Raw genomic sequence first — 14258 nt, 5'->3', positions numbered from 1 at the left:
CCCACGTGAAAGAGACCGTCATGCCCCGACTCCCGCTCCAGGCCGTCCTGTTCGACATGGACGGCACGCTCGTCGACACCGAGCGGCTGTGGTGGGAGACGGTGGAACACGTCGCCGGGCGTCCCCTCACCGCGAACGACCAGCCACACGTGCTGGGCCGTGCCGTCGAGGACACCGCCGCCTGGCTGGCCGGAGCCGTGCGCCGCCCCGCGGACGCCGTCGCCGCCGACCTGCACGCGGAGTTCGCCGCCCGGATCCGTGCCGGTGTCGTACCGCGCCCCGGGGCAATCGACCTGCTGGACGCGCTCGCCCGTGACGGTGTCCCGCTCGCCCTGGTCACCGCCTCGCCCCGCGCGGTCGCCGACACCGTCCTGGCCGCCCTCGGCGCGGACCGCTTCGCCGTCTCCGTCACCGCCGACGACACCGAGCGGACCAAGCCCGCCCCCGACCCCTACCTCGCCGCCTGCCGCGCTCTGGGCGTGGACCCCGTCCGCTGCGTCGCCGTCGAGGACACCGCGACCGGCGTGGCCTCCGCCGAGGCCGCCGGGTGCGCCGTGCTCGCGGTCCCGTCGCTGGCCCCGATCGCCTCCGCGCCCGGGCGGACGGTTCTGCCGGGGCTCGAAGCCGTCGGCCCGGAGCGGCTTCGCGCCATGCTCCCGCGCGCACCCCGGGTCCTCCGGGTGATGAGCTGGAACCTGTGGCTCGGCGGCAGTCCGGTCGACGACCACCGGGCCAAGCAGCTCAAGGTGCTCCTCGACACGGACGCCGACATCGTGGGCCTGCAGGAGACGGGCGGCACCGCCGCCCAGGAACTCGCGGCAGAGCTGGGCTGGCACCATCACCGGGCGGGCGAGAACCTCGGCATCATCAGCCGCCACCCCGTCGTGGCCCACCTCGGCGATCCCGACGTCGGCTTCTACGGCGCGGCCGGCGCCCGGATCCGGATCGACGGCACGTACGAGATCGACGTCTGGACCGCCCACCTCCACTACACGCCCTACGGCCCCTACGAAGCCGCCTTCGACGAGCTCGGCGCGAGCGAGCTCGTCGCCCACGAAGGGGTCCGCCTCACACAGATGCACGAAACGCTGCACGCGATCGCCCGCTCAGCCGCCGCGGAGACACCCGTGGTGCTCGTCGGGGACTTCAACGCGCCCTCGCACCTGGACCGGCCGGACGTCGACTGGCCGGTCTCCCTGGCCGCCGAGGAGGCAGGTCTGCGCGACTCCTACCGCGAGGCGCATCCGGACCCCGATCGGGACCCGGGCCACACCTGGTCCCCGATCCACACCGAGCACGAGGACGGCAGCGGCCGCCCCGAGCCGCAGGACCGCATCGACTACGTCCTCCACAACGGACGAGGCCTCAAGGTCCTCGACTCCCGTACGGTCGTCAGCGGCACCCCCCGCGCCTGGCCCGACGTGGCCGACAACGACTGGCCGTCGGACCATGCCGCGGTGCTGACCACCTTCCGTCTGGGCTAGCCCGTTCGCGCCATCGGAAGCAGGTCCGCCCGTCGGATCATCCGCGAACTCCAGCTCAGGTGGTCGTGACGTGTGGCTGTTCGACTCCGTTCGGCTCAGCCGAATTGCCGTCTCTTCCCGTGCCACTTCTCATGGGACGGGGCAGGCGGGGCATCTGCCGACCGGGCTCTCCGCGTCCTTTCCCCGGGTGGTGGTTCGCGTGACGAGCCGGGAGGAGACTCATCATGTCGAACAGCCTGCTCGCGCTGCAGGTGACACCTGGAAAGCTGCTGCGGGTGAGCCTTCCGGACGGTCGGGTGCACACGCTCCTCGGCACGGCCGGTGACGCCCCGGACGGCATCGTCGTCGAGGAAGGCGTCGCCTACTGGACCACCATGGGAGCCCCCACCGAGGATCCCGACACACCTGGCGAAGCAGGACAGGACTTCTCCCGGCGCAACGGCGGCGTCCACGCCCTGGACCTGGACGGCGGGCACCGGCGCGACGTGCTCCCGACCGGGGCGATCACCACCGGCAAGCAGGTGACCTCCGACGGTGCGGGCACCCTGTACTGGAGTGACCGCGAGGGTCACCGGGTCAGCCGCGCCCGGGTCGACGGCAGCGCTCTGACCGACCTCGTGATCAACCCCGCCGAGGACGGGATCATGGGCGAGTGCGTCGGGGTGGCCGTGGATCCCGCCCGCGGTCACCTGTACTGGACGCAGAAGGGACCGGCCAAGGGCGGCAAGGGCCGGATCTTCCGTGCCGGCCTTCAGCTCCCGGCCGGCGAGACCGCCGAGAGCCGGTCCGACATCGAGGTCCTGTGGAGCGGCCTGCCCGATCCCATCGACCTGCACCTGGACGGCGACTGGCTGTACTGGACCGACCGCGGCGCGGCACCCGCCGGCAATACGCTCAACCGCGCTCCCGTCCCGGCGGTCGGAGCGCCGGGCCAGGCACCCGAGATTCTGGCCGACGGGTTCAGCGAGGCCATCGGTCTCGCGGTCGACAGCGTCGCGGGCCTGGCCTATGTCGCCGACCTCGGCGGTCACCTCCGCGTCTGCCCACTGCCCGACGGCCCGGCCGGAAGGCAGGAGCCGTACGAGCTCGTCACGCTCCCCTTCCCCTTGACCGGGATCTGCCTGCTGCCGTGACTCGACGGCCGAAAGCGCCTGCCCCCACAGAGAGTTGGACTGCCATGCCCTTCGCCCTCCCCACCGACATCCAGAACCGTCCGGTCGCGGTCATCGGCTCCGGAACCCTCGGACGCCGGATCGCCCTGATGTTCGCAACCCGCGGCGGCGAGGTCAGGATCTACGACAAGTCCGTCGAGGCGGGCAAGGAAGCCGTGACCTTCGTCGAGCAGAACATCGACCGGGTCGCATCCACGGTCGAGGCGGGCCGCCCCGGCCGGGTGATCGTCACCGACGACCTGTCCCATGCGCTGTCCGGCGCCTGGCTGGCGGTGGAGGCGGTGCCCGAGCACCTGGACCTGAAGAAGCAGATCTTCGGTCAGCTGGACGAGGGCGCGGAGCCGGACGCGATCCTGGCCAGCAACTCCTCCTCCTACGCCTCGCATCTGTTCATCGACGAGGTGCGGCATCCGGAGCGGGTGCTGAACATGCACTTCTACATGCCGCCCACGCAGAACGCCGTCGACCTGATGTCCGACACCAAGACGGACCCCGACGTCATCTCCTTCCTGAAGAAGGAGCTGCCCAAGTACGGGGTCTACCCCTTTGTCGCGCACAAGGAGTCGACAGGCTTCATCTTCAACCGCATCTGGGCCGCCATCAAGCGCGAGTCCCTCGAGGTCGTCGCGGAGGGCGTCTCCACCCCGCAGGACGTGGACGACATGTGGAAGATCAACATGGGCAGTCCGGCAGGGCCTTTCCGGATGATGGACCAGGTCGGCCTCGATGTCGTCCTCGACATCGAGAACCACTACGCCGACGAGAACCCCCACCTGCCCGAGGGACCGCGAGAGCTGCTCAAGAAGTACGTGGACGCCGGGCACCTCGGCGTCAAGACCGGCCGGGGTTTCTACGACGACTACGACAAGGAGTCCTGACGCGGGTCAGCGCCTTCTCTCGGTGCGCCGGCTCAGCATGATCACGATGATGCCGGCCAGCATCAGCGCATTCCCTCCGAGCACCAGGGCACTGTGGACCGGTACGGAGAGGTCGTGACCGCTCATCGGGACGAGGAAGGCCAGGAGAGCCATCTGCCAGCACAGCGCGGCGGCGATGGCCAGCTGGCCCCACCCGTAGAGGCGTGGCCGCAGAACACGTCCGCGGTTGAGGGGCATGACCCACCCTCGCCTGATCGCGGCCGTGCCGGAGACAGCGACGAGCAGGGCCAGCACCGTGCCCGGGACCGCGATGAACAGCCTCATGGAACCTCCCCTGGCGCGTCCGGCACCTGCCGGACGGAACGGGATCATGCCACCGTCCACGCTCCTTCCGCCGCGTCCGCGGACAGGCATCAAAAGCGCGTGAAGACTGCCGGGAACCGGCAGTCATCTCGGATCTCCAGCTGTGCAAATCCCCAGTCGGTGGGAGCGGCGGCGCACGTGACGTACATCGCCGCAAGGTCGATACTGCCGTCAGCAGCACTCCGGAAACCGTCAGCCCGACACGCCATCGACACCTGAACACCCGTCGCCTGACCCGCAAGGACTCAGGCCAGGCGCCCACTTGCCAGCCTCACCCGGAGGTACTCATGAGGATGCTCATCAATGTCCCCGAGACCGTTGTCGCCGACGCCCTGCGCGGCATGGCGGCCGCGCACCCCGAGCTCACGGTCGACGTGGAGAACCGGGTGATCCTGCGCAAGGACGCGCCCGTGGCCGGGAAGGTGGCGCTGGTGTCGGGCGGCGGGTCGGGGCACGAACCGCTGCACGGCGGCTTCGTCGGCCCGGGGATGCTGAGCGCGGCCTGCCCGGGTGAGGTGTTCACGTCGCCGGTGCCGGATCAGATGGTGCGGGCAGCGGCGGCCGTGGACAGCGGGGCCGGGGTGCTGTTCATCGTGAAGAACTACACCGGTGACGTGCTCAACTTCGACATGGCGGCCGAGCTCGCCGAGGACGAGGGCATCCAGGTCGCCAAGGTGCTGGTGAACGACGACGTGGCGGTGACCGACAGCCTGTACACGGCCGGCCGGCGCGGCACCGGCGCCACCCTCTTCGTGGAGAAGATCGCGGGGGCGGCGGCCGAGGAGGGGCAGCCGCTGGAGCGGGTCGAGGCGCTCGCCCGGCAGGTCAACGAGTCGGCGCGCAGTTTCGGCGTCGCGCTGAGCGCGTGCAGCACCCCGGCCAAGGGCTCCCCCACCTTCGATCTCCCGGACGGTGAGCTGGAGTTGGGGATCGGCATCCACGGCGAGCCGGGGCGGGAGCGGCGCGGCATGATGACGTCCGGGGAGATCGCCGACTTCGCCGTGCACGCGGTCCTCGAGGACCTGAATCCGACAAGTCCGGTGCTGGTGCTGGTGAACGGGATGGGCGCGACGCCGCTGCTGGAGCTGTACGGGTTCAACGCGGAGGTGCAGCGGGTGCTGGCCGAGCGCGGGGTGCCCGTCGCCCGCACTCTCGTCGGCAACTACGTCACGTCCCTGGACATGGCCGGCGCCTCGGTCACTCTGTGTCAGGTCGACGAGGAGATGCTGCGGCTGTGGGACGCGCCGGTGGCCACGGCGGGTCTGCGCTGGGGCCGTTGACCGGCACCCTGGGCGATGTCCGAACCTCTCTCTGAAGGAGATCACGTGCTCGACGCCGACTTCTTCCGGCGCTGGATGGCCGCGACCGGCACGGCGGTGGACCGCGAGGCCGACCGGCTCACCGAACTCGACTCGCCGATCGGGGACGCCGACCACGGCAGCAATCTGCAGCGCGGCTTCACGGCCGTGCGGGCGGTGCTCGACAAGGACGCGCCGGACTCCCCCGGCGCCGTACTCACCCTCGCCGGACGGCAGTTGATCTCGACGGTGGGCGGCGCCTCCGGACCGTTGTACGGGACGCTGCTGCGGCGTACCGGAAAGGCGCTCGGTGACGCGCCCGAGGTGAGCGAGGCCGAGCTGGCGGCGGCGCTGCGCACCGGGGTGGACGCGGTGGCCGCGCTCGGCGGGGCCGCGCCGGGCGACAAGACGATGCTGGACGCGCTGGTCCCGGCGGTGGACGCGCTGGAGGACGGCGGTTTCGCGGCGGCGCGGGCGGCGGCCGAGCACGGCGCCGAGGCGACGACCCCGCTGCAGGCCCGCAAGGGGCGGGCCAGTTATCTGGGCGAGCGCAGCATCGGGCACCAGGATCCGGGGGCGACGTCCTCGGCGCTGCTCATCGCGGCGCTGGCCGAGACCGCGGAGAGTGCGGCGTGAGCGCGGCGCCGGGCACGGCGGAGAAGGCGGTCGGGATCGTTCTCGTCTCGCACAGCAAGGAGGTCGCGGAGTCGGTGGCGCGGCTCGCGGAGGGCCTGGCGGGCGGCGGTGCGACGGCGCCGGTGGCCGCGGCGGGCGGCACGGAGGACGGCGGCCTCGGCACCAGTTCGGAGCTGATCGCGGCGGCCGCGGCGCGGGTGGACGGTGGCGCGGGCGTCGCGGTCCTGGTCGACCTCGGCAGCGCGGTCCTCACCGTGAAGGCGTTGCTCGCCGAGGGCGACGAACTCCCCGCGGCCACCCGCCTGGTGGACGCCCCGTTCGTGGAGGGCGCGGTGGCGGCCGTGGTGTCGGCGTCGGCGGGCGCCGACCTGGACGCGGTGGTGGCAGCGGCGTCGGAGGCGTACGCGTACCGGAAGGCGTGAGGTCCGGAGGTCACCTGGCGGCAGCGCTCACCAGTTCGCGCGCCGCCGCGTGTCCGGCCCGTACGGCGGCGCGGTGGTTCTCGATGGGGCGCACGGTCCTGCCCGGGAAGAGGATGTACGTGACGTCCGAGGCGGCGACGCCGCCGCGCACGGGGTGCGGGTCGAGGCCGAGGGCGCGGGCGGCTGCGTAGGAGGCCTCGCCGATCAGGTCGGCGGGGCCGACATCGCCGACGACGGCGTAGACCACGCGGTCCTTGTGGACGAGGGCCGCGACCGTGCCGGGGCGGATGCCGGAGCGCGCGGGTTTCCAGAGGTCGCTGGCCGCCGGTACGACCACGTAGGGCAGCGTCTCGGCGTCCAGCGGTCGTCCGTCGGATTGCGGGTAGGCCGTCATGTTCTGGAACACCGGGTCCGTGCGGCTGTTGCAGAGGCGTCCGGCGCGGCCGTCGCAGTCGACGTCCAGGTCGGCCTTCCAGTGGACGGCGCCCTGGGTGGTGCGGCAGACGGGGATGTCGGCGCGGGTGCCGTCGTCGGTGCGGTAGCGGCCGTTCGAGATCTGCCGACAGCCGCGGACGGCGTCCCGCAGGGCGGCGGCGCGGACGCCGCCCTCTCGCAGGAAGGGCGCGGCCGGCGGCGCGGGTGCGGCGACGGGGTGCACCCGCAGGGCGGCGCCGGAGTGGTGCGCGCGCTCGGCGGGTGGCGGCGCGGCCGAGGCGGAGAGGGAGGCGGGGGCGAGGAGGGCGGCACCGCAGACTGCGGTGAGCGGCAGGAGGCGAGGACGCACGGACGAGGCCTTCGGTCGGGGACGCCCGGCCCTGGGCCGGCGGACACAACACCCCAATCTGGGCGAGGTGCCTGGTGGCGTCCACCGCACGGGGGCCGGACGGGGCGTCAGGCGGCCGGACGGGTTCGGGCCGGGCCCGGACGGGCGCTCCCCAGGGGCTTGATGAGGACCCGTCAGTCATGCCATACAGGTCTGTACCAATTCACGCCCGCACCCCCCACCGGCCCGCCCGAGCGGAAGGCACCCACCCCGTGCGACACCTCCCCCCACGCACCCGGCACCTCATCCCGCTCACCCGCGCGGCAGCCGTCGCCGCGCTCGTCCTGGGCCTCACTTCCTGCGGCCTGTTCACCGACCCCGGGAAGGACGGTCCCGCGCTCACGGCCCCGGCCGGTGTCACGGCGCAGGCCGGCAGCGCCACCTCCGTGCACGTCATGTGGAACCGGCCCGCGAGCACCGCCGACGTCGTCCAGTACGAGGTGTACCGGGGAACGGAGCGTGTCAGGCGCCTGCCCGCCGACCGGTACATGGTCGACGTCACCGGCCTGCGCCCGCGCTCCCGTTACGTGTTCACCGTGCGGGCCCGGGGCACGGACGGCGCACTGGGCCCGGCGAGCCGGCGCGTCACCGTCACGACCCCGGCGGCGGTCGCCGCGGACCGCGCCGCGCCGACCCGCCCGGCGGGGCTCACCGGCAGCGTGGCCGGCCGCACGTCCGTGTCCCTGTCCTGGCGGCCCTCCCGCGACGACCGGGCTGTCACCTCGTACGACGTCTATCAGGGCACCACGAAGATCCACAGTGTCCGGGGGCGGGAGACGCGGGCCCTGGTGACGGGGCTGCGGCCGGGCACGCCCTACGCGTTCAGCGTGCGGGCGCGCGACGCCGCGGACAACACCTCGCCCGCGAGCGCGACGGTCCGGCTCACGACACGGCGCGGCAAGGGCGGGGACAGCACGGGCACCGGCACGGCGCCCTCCGGTTTCCGCGCGAGCAGCCGCGCGGCCGACGGCGGGTACTACCTCGACCTGGCGTGGACCCCGCCGGACACCGGCGGCGAGGTCCCGGCGTACCAGGTGTTCGTGGACGGCGCCCAGGCCACGACCGTCATGTGGGGCGAGGGCACCGCCGACGCGGCGAAGTACAGCTTCTACATCGGCGCTGAGCCGGGCGAGCGCCACCGGGTGCGGATCCGCGCGCAGCTCCCGGACGGCACATGGGGCGCCTTCTCCGCCGAACGGACCGTCACCACCGGCTAGGCCGTGCGATGGAACCCGTCACCTGCCCGGATGCGGCCCGCATGCGCCGTGCGCCGCCCGCGGTTTGGCTGAGCGTCAGGCGGCGCGGGCTTTTGCCGACTCGGGCGGGGCATCGGACGTACCGCCTCCCGCGGGCGCCGGAGAGCAGGAAGTCATGCGCATCACTTCGATACTCGCTCGCTCGGGTCTCACCGTGGCGGCCGCCGCCGCGCTCCCGCTGACGCTGGCCGCACCGGCGGCCCACGCCGGCGGACCGAGCGGAGGCGGCGGGCTCGTCGTGAGCTCCAGCGGGTCCACGGTCACGGCCCGGACCCAGGCCTGCCCCAACGGGGGCAACGGTTCGCTGCTCTCGGCGGGCCAGGCCGACTTCGCCCAGGGCAGGCAACAGCCGCTGGTCGGCGGCAGCGCGACCTGGACGGGCGTGAGTTCCGGAACGTACACCGTGGTCGTCGTCTGCAACGACGGTTCCACGGCCGGGACCCGTTCGGTGACCGTGACGGCGAGTCCGACCATCTCGGCGACGTCGAGCCCGCTCGGCGCCGTCCGGGGCGGCCTCGGCGGCGCGGTGCAGGACTACGGCACGCTGACGCTGGCGGCGGGCGGCACCATGGTGGCCGCGGCCGTCGTGGGCGGTGCGTGGTACCTGCGGCGGCGCGGCACGGGTCAGCGCACCTAGGCCCGTTCGTTCCCCTGATCGCCGTCGTCCGGTCTCTCCGGGCGGCGGCGATCGTGCGTTCAGGCCCCTGCCTGGGGCGTGTCCGCCTCGGGCAGGTCGAGCCGGTCCAGGGTCTCCTCGATCCAGCCGACCCAGAAGGTCTCCAGGTCGATGCCGGCGCGCAGGACCGCGTGCTGCAAGCGGTCGGGCATCGAGTCCTTCTCCGGCGGGAAGTCGCGCTCCTGGATCTCCAGGTAGTTCGCGAGGGTCTCCCGGTGCAGGGCGAGATGGCGGCGCAGGTCCGTGTCGATGCCGTCGGTGCCGACGACCGCGGCGGAGCGCAGCCGCAGCAGCATCGTGTCCCGCAGCGGTTTGGGGTCGTGGGAGGCCGCGGTCCAGCGGGCGAGTTCGGCGCGCCCTTCGGGCAGGACCTCGTACTGCTTCTTCTGGCCGCGGGCGGGGCCCTGGGCGGGCAGGGCGCGGATCAGGCCGTCGCGTTCCAGTTTTCCCAGCTCGCGGTAGATCTGCTGGTGGGTCGCCGACCAGAAGTAGCCGATGGACCGGTCGAACCTGCGGGTCAGTTCGAGGCCCGACGACGGCTTCTCCAGGAGGGCCGTGAGGATCGCGTGCGGCAGTGACATGGCGTAAGGGTAGGGGAGAGTCCCCCGGCGTGAGCCGAGGTGAGGGATGGTCACGCGGCCGGCGGGCCCGGCCACGTGACCTCCCGGTCTCACAGGCCCGCGGCGACCTCGGTGCCCTGCTTGATGGCGCGCTTGGCGTCGAGCTCGGCGGCCACGTCGGCGCCGCCGATCAGGTGCGGGGTCCGGCCGGCGGCGACGAGGTCGTCGTAGAGGGAGCGCTGCGGCTCCTGGCCGGCGCACAGGACGACGGTGTCGACGGGTACGAGGGTCTGCTCGCCGTCGACGGTGATGTGCAGGCCCGCGTCGTCGATCCGGTCGTACGTGGCGCCCGCGACCATGGTGACGCCGCGGTGGCGCAGCTCGGTGCGGTGGATCCAGCCGGTGGTCTTGCCGAGTCCGGCGCCGACCTTGGAGGTCTTGCGCTGGATGAGGTGGACCTCGCGCGGCGGCGCGGGCCGCTCGGCCTTCTTGAGGCCGCCGCGGTCGGTGTAGTCCATGTCCACGCCCCACAGGCGGAAGTACGTGGCCGGGTCCTGGCTGGCCTTCTCGCCGCCGTCGGTCAGGTACTCGGCGACGTCGAAGCCGATGCCGCCGGCGCCGATGATCGCGACACGGTCGCCGACGGGGACGCCTTCGCGGAGCACGTCGAGGTAGCCGACGACGCTGGGGTGGTCGACCCCGTCGATGGCGGGGGTGCGCGGGCTGACGCCGGTGGCGACGACGACCTCGTCGTACGCGGTGAGGTCCTCCGCGGCGACCCGGGTGTTCAACTTGACGGTGACGCCGCGCAGTTCGAGCTGGGTGCGGAAGTAGCGCAGCGTCTCGTCGAACTCCTCCTTGCCGGGGACCTTGCGGGCGACGTTGAGCTGGCCGCCGATCTCACCGGCGGCGTCGAGGAGGGTCACGTCGTGGCCGCGCTCGGCGGCGGAGACGGCGCAGGCGAGCCCGGCGGGGCCGGCGCCGACGACGGCGACGGTCTTCTTCAGGCGGGTGGGCGCGAGGACGAGCTCGGTCTCGTGGCAGGCGCGGGGGTTGACCAGGCAGGAGGTGATCTTGCCGCTGAAGGTGTGGTCGAGGCAGGCCTGGTTGCAGCCGATGCAGGTGTTGATGGTGTCGGAGCGGCCCTCGGCGGCCTTGTTCACGAAGTCAGGGTCGGCGAGCATCGGGCGGGCCAGGGAGACCATGTCGGCGACGCCGTCGGCGAGCAACTCCTCGGCGACCTCGGGGGTGTTGATGCGGTTGACGACGACGAGCGGGATCGAGACCTCGCCCATGAGCTTCTTGGTGACCCAGGAGTAGGCGCCGCGCGGCACGGAGGTGGCGATGGTGGGGATGCGGGCCTCGTGCCAGCCGATGCCGGTGTTGATGATCGTGGCGCCGGCCGCCTCGATCTCCTTGGCCAGCCGCACGACCTCTTCGAGGGTGGAGCCGCCGGGCACCAGGTCCAGCATCGAGAGGCGGTAGATGACGATGAAGTCGCTGCCGACGCGCTCGCGGACGCGGCGCACGATCTCCAGCGGGAAGCGGACGCGGTTCTCGTAGGAGCCGCCCCAGCGGTCGGTGCGGTGGTTGGTGGCGGAGACGATGAACTCGTTGATGAGGTAGCCCTCGGAGCCCATGATCTCGACGCCGTCGTAGCCGGCCGCCCGGGCGAGCTCGGCGGTGCGCGCGAAGTCCTCGACGGTCTGCTCGATCTCGGCGTCGGTGAGCTCGTGCGGCGGGAACGGGCTGATCGGCGCCTGGACGGGGCTCGGCGCGACGAGGTCCTCGTGGTAGGCGTACCGGCCGAAGTGCAGGATCTGCATCGCGATCCTGCCGCCGGCGGCGTGCACGGCGTCGGTGACCTCGCGGTGCTGCTCGGCCTCGGCCTCGGTGGTGAGCTTGGCGCCGCCGGCCCAGGGGCGGCCGGCCTCGTTCGGGGCGATGCCGCCGGTGACCATGAGGCCGACGCCGCCGCGGGCGCGCTCCGCGTAGAAGGCGGCCATGCGCGTGAAGCCGTTCTCCGCCTCTTCGAGGCCGACGTGCATCGAGCCCATCAGGACGCGGTTGGGCAGCGTGGTGAAGCCCAGGTCGAGCGGGGCGAGCAGGTGCGGGTAACGACTCATGGGGCCCTCCGTGGCGGCGAACGTCGTCACAGTTGTAGACGACACCCGGCCCCTTGTGCAACAAGTTGCAAAAGAGAGCTGCACCACGCCCGGGGGCTACTCGGGGGCGACCTCGGCCACCCATCCGTACGGCAGCTCGCGCCCGTCGACGGTCACCGCCTCGACGGCGCGGCTGCGCGGATCGACGTCGGCCTGCACCCCCTCACCCTCGTACCTCGGGTAGCCCGACTCCCCCACGCGGCCGGTCGCGGCGACCCGCACGGAGCGCAGGGGGTTGCCGTGATCCGTGTGACCCGCGGCATCGGTGAGGCGGGGCTTGATCTGGAGGGTGAGCCGCTCGGGCACCTCGGACAACTCGCGCGATTCGCTCATGCCAGGAGGCTAAGCCGGGACACCGCGCCCCGCCCCTCCAGCCACGGCGCGCGGAGTTGTAGAATGCAACCAGTACCGGAAAGGACCTCGTCGTGGCCGCACCTGAGTCAGCACCCGAGTCCACGCCCGCCCGCGCGGCGGCCGTGTCGGACATCCAGCGCGAGCTGACGGCCTTCGCCCGCCGCGCCCGGGCGATGGCCGCGCGCATGCACCCCGAGCTGTCACTGGTCTCCTTCACCCTGCTCGGCCATCTCGACGAACAGGGCGGCTGCCGCGCCACGGACCTCGCGGCGCACTACGCGCTGGACAAGTCCACGGTCAGCCGGCAGGTCGCCGCCCTTGAGCGGGCCGGTCTCGTGGCCCGCCGGGTCGACCCGGACGACCACCGGGTGCAGGTGCTGCACCCCACCGAGGCGGGCGCCGAGATCCTCGCGCAGGTGACGGTCAGCCGCCGGCAGGCCCTCCTGGAGCGGCTCGGCGACTGGCCCGAGGAGGACCTGGAGCGGTTCGCCGCGTACCTGACGCGCTACAACGAGGCGTCCCAGGGCATCTGAGCCGTCAGGCGGCCGGGGCGCCGGGCACCCGCGCGGCACGGAACCGGGTGGTGCGGCGCAGCCGGAAGCCGAGCGCCTCGTAGAGCCGGATGGCGTTCGTGTTGCCCGCGCCGGTGTGCAGGAACGGGGTCTCGCCGCGCTCCAGGACCCCCGCCGCGACCGCCCGCACGAGCCGCCCGGCGAGTCCCTGACCGCGCTGGTCCGGGTCGGTGCAGACGGCGCTGATCTCGGTCCAGCCCGGCGGACGCAGCCGCTCCCCCGCCATCGCGACGAGCGCACCGCCACGCCGGATGCCGAGGTAGGTGCCGAGCTCGATGGTGCGCGGCAGGAAGGGGCCCGGCCGGGTGCGGGCCACCAGGTCCAGCATCTCGGGCACGTCGGCGGCGGTGAGCCGGACGGCCTCGGGGTCGTGCGCCGCGTCGACGCGATCCCCGACGAGCTGCACCCCCGCGAAGTCCATGGTCAGCTCCCAGCCCTCCGGCAGGTCGAGCCGCACCCCGGGCAGCGGCACGGTGCCGTCGGGGCCGGCGAAGGCCGCGAGGTCGGCCCAGTCCGCGGACCCCGGCTCGTCGGGCAGCCCGAGCCAAGGCGACACATCGGCTGGATACCGCAGCACCCTCCCGCTCCGCTCGGCGAGGTGGGCGTGCGGCCCGGTCAGCGCGGCGAAGGCCGGATTGTCGAGCACCGCGTCACCCGCGGTGCGCCCGAGGGCGCCGGGCTCCGGGGCGGAATCGGCAGGCGTGGCGCCGCGCTCCTCGTACGTCTGCGTCATCCGGACCCCTTCTCCCGCGCACCGCCGCGCGACCGTGTGCCGGCCATGACCGCCATGGCCCGCACCTGATCGAACCGTGTCCGGGGAGATCCGCATTCCCTCGCGCCGCACTGTTCACGGGGTCGCCACGCGTTCACGGCGCCGCAACACCCCCGTACGCCTGCCGCCACGGGGCGCTTTGCCGTGCGGGGAGAGGGCTTGGCATGCTGGCGCGATGTCGCCGATGCCGCCCCAGGCCCTCACCGCTCATGTCGAGTCGCTGCTCGACGCCGGATCGCCGCTGCCGATCGTCGCCGCGGGCGACCCGGTGCTGCGCCGCCCCGCCGAACCCTTCGACGGGCAGCTGTCCGACGCGCTGCTCGCGCGGCTGATCGAGGCCATGCGCGTGACGATGCACGCCGCGCCCGGCGTCGGGCTCGCCGCGCCGCAGGTCGGTGTGCCGCTGCGGCTCGCCGTGCTGGAGGACGCCGCGATCGTGCCGGACGAGGTGCGGCTGGCGCGGGGGCGGGTGCCGCTCGCGTTCCGTGTCCTGGTGAATCCGTCGTACGAGGCGGTGGGCGGGCGCCGGGCCGCCTTCTACGAGGGCTGCCTGAGCGTGCCGGGCTACCAGGCCGTGGTGGCCCGGCACGAGCGGGTGCGGCTGCGCGGTCTGGACGAGCGCGGGCAGGTCCTGGACGAGGAGCTCGCGGGCTGGCCGGCCCGGATCGTGCAGCACGAGACGGACCATCTCGACGGCACGCTGTACCTGGACCGCGCGGAGCCCCGCTCGCTGACCAGCAGGGAGGCGGCGGTGGAGCGCTGGGCCCAGCCCACGCCCGAGCACGCCGCGCGGGAGCTGGGCTTCACCCTGCCGGCGAGCGGCTGAC

General features: G+C 73.1%; 16 protein-coding genes. 10 read left to right on the top strand and 6 right to left on the bottom strand.

Annotated elements, in window-relative coordinates; genetic code table 11:
• Nucleotides 1-20: 20 nt before the first annotated feature.
• The 3 genes from ACZ4E1_RS31015 (at nucleotide 21) to ACZ4E1_RS31005 (ending at nucleotide 3534) form a co-directional block, all read left to right on the top strand.
• A complete protein-coding gene (locus ACZ4E1_RS31015) occupies nucleotides 21-1484 on the top strand; it encodes an HAD-IA family hydrolase (protein ID WP_467545723.1) in 1464 nt (487 codons plus the stop codon).
• A 224-nt stretch (nucleotides 1485-1708) separates the two neighbouring features.
• The gene (locus tag ACZ4E1_RS31010; RefSeq protein WP_467545721.1) at nucleotides 1709-2617 is read left to right on the top strand and encodes an NHL repeat-containing protein; all 909 of its coding nucleotides are present in this window, start codon (nucleotides 1709-1711) and stop codon (nucleotides 2615-2617) included.
• A 44-nt stretch (nucleotides 2618-2661) separates the two neighbouring features.
• Nucleotides 2662-3534: a 3-hydroxyacyl-CoA dehydrogenase family protein gene (locus ACZ4E1_RS31005; RefSeq protein ID WP_467545719.1), complete on the top strand. Its 873-nt coding sequence runs from the start codon at nucleotides 2662-2664 to the stop codon at nucleotides 3532-3534.
• 6 nt (nucleotides 3535-3540) lie between these two features.
• Here ACZ4E1_RS31005 and ACZ4E1_RS31000 read toward each other — a convergent pair whose 3' ends face one another.
• Nucleotides 3541-3858 (bottom strand): hypothetical protein, encoded by a 318-nt coding sequence (locus tag ACZ4E1_RS31000; protein ID WP_467545717.1) that lies wholly within the window; start codon nucleotides 3856-3858, stop codon nucleotides 3541-3543.
• Nucleotides 3859-4184: 326 nt separating this feature from the next.
• Between ACZ4E1_RS31000 and dhaK the strand changes: the two genes are divergently transcribed.
• The 3 genes from dhaK to ACZ4E1_RS30985 are packed head-to-tail and all read left to right on the top strand — an operon-like array spanning nucleotide 4185 to nucleotide 6253.
• Nucleotides 4185-5177, top strand: coding sequence for a dihydroxyacetone kinase subunit DhaK (gene dhaK / locus ACZ4E1_RS30995; RefSeq protein WP_467545715.1), 993 nt, complete (start codon nucleotides 4185-4187; stop codon nucleotides 5175-5177).
• A gap of 45 nt (nucleotides 5178-5222) precedes the next feature.
• Nucleotides 5223-5831, top strand: a complete 609-nt coding sequence (dhaL, locus tag ACZ4E1_RS30990) for a dihydroxyacetone kinase subunit DhaL (protein WP_467545713.1) — start codon at nucleotides 5223-5225, stop codon at nucleotides 5829-5831.
• Nucleotides 5828-6253, top strand: coding sequence for a PTS-dependent dihydroxyacetone kinase phosphotransferase subunit DhaM (locus ACZ4E1_RS30985; protein WP_467545711.1), 426 nt, complete (start codon nucleotides 5828-5830; stop codon nucleotides 6251-6253). Before dhaL ends, ACZ4E1_RS30985 begins: the two co-directional genes overlap by 4 nt.
• A 10-nt stretch (nucleotides 6254-6263) precedes the next feature.
• Here ACZ4E1_RS30985 and ACZ4E1_RS30980 read toward each other — a convergent pair whose 3' ends face one another.
• Nucleotides 6264-7037, bottom strand: a complete 774-nt coding sequence (locus ACZ4E1_RS30980; RefSeq protein WP_467545709.1) for a glycoside hydrolase family 75 protein — start codon at nucleotides 7035-7037, stop codon at nucleotides 6264-6266.
• 251 nt (nucleotides 7038-7288) lie between these two features.
• On the opposite strand from ACZ4E1_RS30980, the gene ACZ4E1_RS30975 reads away from it, so the two are divergent.
• Both ACZ4E1_RS30975 and ACZ4E1_RS30970 read left to right on the top strand, forming a co-directional pair.
• Nucleotides 7289-8293, top strand: a complete 1005-nt coding sequence (locus ACZ4E1_RS30975; RefSeq protein WP_467545707.1) for a fibronectin type III domain-containing protein — start codon at nucleotides 7289-7291, stop codon at nucleotides 8291-8293.
• Between the two features lie 154 nt (nucleotides 8294-8447).
• Nucleotides 8448-8969: a hypothetical protein gene (locus tag ACZ4E1_RS30970; protein WP_467545705.1), complete on the top strand. Its 522-nt coding sequence runs from the start codon at nucleotides 8448-8450 to the stop codon at nucleotides 8967-8969.
• Nucleotides 8970-9028: 59 nt separating this feature from the next.
• On the opposite strand, the gene ACZ4E1_RS30965 is transcribed toward ACZ4E1_RS30970, so the two are convergent.
• The 3 genes from ACZ4E1_RS30965 to ACZ4E1_RS30955 all read right to left on the bottom strand — a co-directional run bounded on the left by ACZ4E1_RS30965 (nucleotide 9029) and on the right by ACZ4E1_RS30955 (nucleotide 12066).
• Complete coding sequence (locus tag ACZ4E1_RS30965; RefSeq protein WP_467545703.1) at nucleotides 9029-9589, bottom strand: PadR family transcriptional regulator; 561 nt, start codon at nucleotides 9587-9589, stop codon at nucleotides 9029-9031.
• 89 nt (nucleotides 9590-9678) lie between these two features.
• Nucleotides 9679-11694 (bottom strand): oxidoreductase, encoded by a 2016-nt coding sequence (locus ACZ4E1_RS30960; RefSeq protein ID WP_467545701.1) that lies wholly within the window; start codon nucleotides 11692-11694, stop codon nucleotides 9679-9681.
• A 96-nt stretch (nucleotides 11695-11790) separates the two neighbouring features.
• Nucleotides 11791-12066, bottom strand: coding sequence for a hypothetical protein (locus ACZ4E1_RS30955; protein ID WP_467545700.1), 276 nt, complete (start codon nucleotides 12064-12066; stop codon nucleotides 11791-11793).
• A gap of 194 nt (nucleotides 12067-12260) precedes the next feature.
• On the opposite strand from ACZ4E1_RS30955, the gene ACZ4E1_RS30950 reads away from it, so the two are divergent.
• Entirely contained in the window at nucleotides 12261-12620 is a 360-nt protein-coding gene (locus ACZ4E1_RS30950) for a MarR family winged helix-turn-helix transcriptional regulator (protein ID WP_467545802.1), read from the top strand.
• Nucleotides 12621-12624: 4 nt separating this feature from the next.
• Here ACZ4E1_RS30950 and ACZ4E1_RS30945 read toward each other — a convergent pair whose 3' ends face one another.
• Entirely contained in the window at nucleotides 12625-13392 is a 768-nt protein-coding gene (locus ACZ4E1_RS30945; RefSeq protein ID WP_467545698.1) for a GNAT family N-acetyltransferase, read from the bottom strand.
• A 223-nt stretch (nucleotides 13393-13615) separates the two neighbouring features.
• On the opposite strand from ACZ4E1_RS30945, the gene ACZ4E1_RS30940 reads away from it, so the two are divergent.
• A complete protein-coding gene (locus ACZ4E1_RS30940; RefSeq protein ID WP_467545800.1) occupies nucleotides 13616-14257 on the top strand; it encodes a peptide deformylase in 642 nt (213 codons plus the stop codon).
• Nucleotide 14258 lies beyond the last annotated feature (1 nt).

The organism is Streptomyces sp. NPDC025806 (assembly GCF_055558275.1).
The sequence above is the reverse complement of the archived record's forward strand: the minus strand, read 5'-3'. Positions and strand labels throughout refer to the sequence as shown.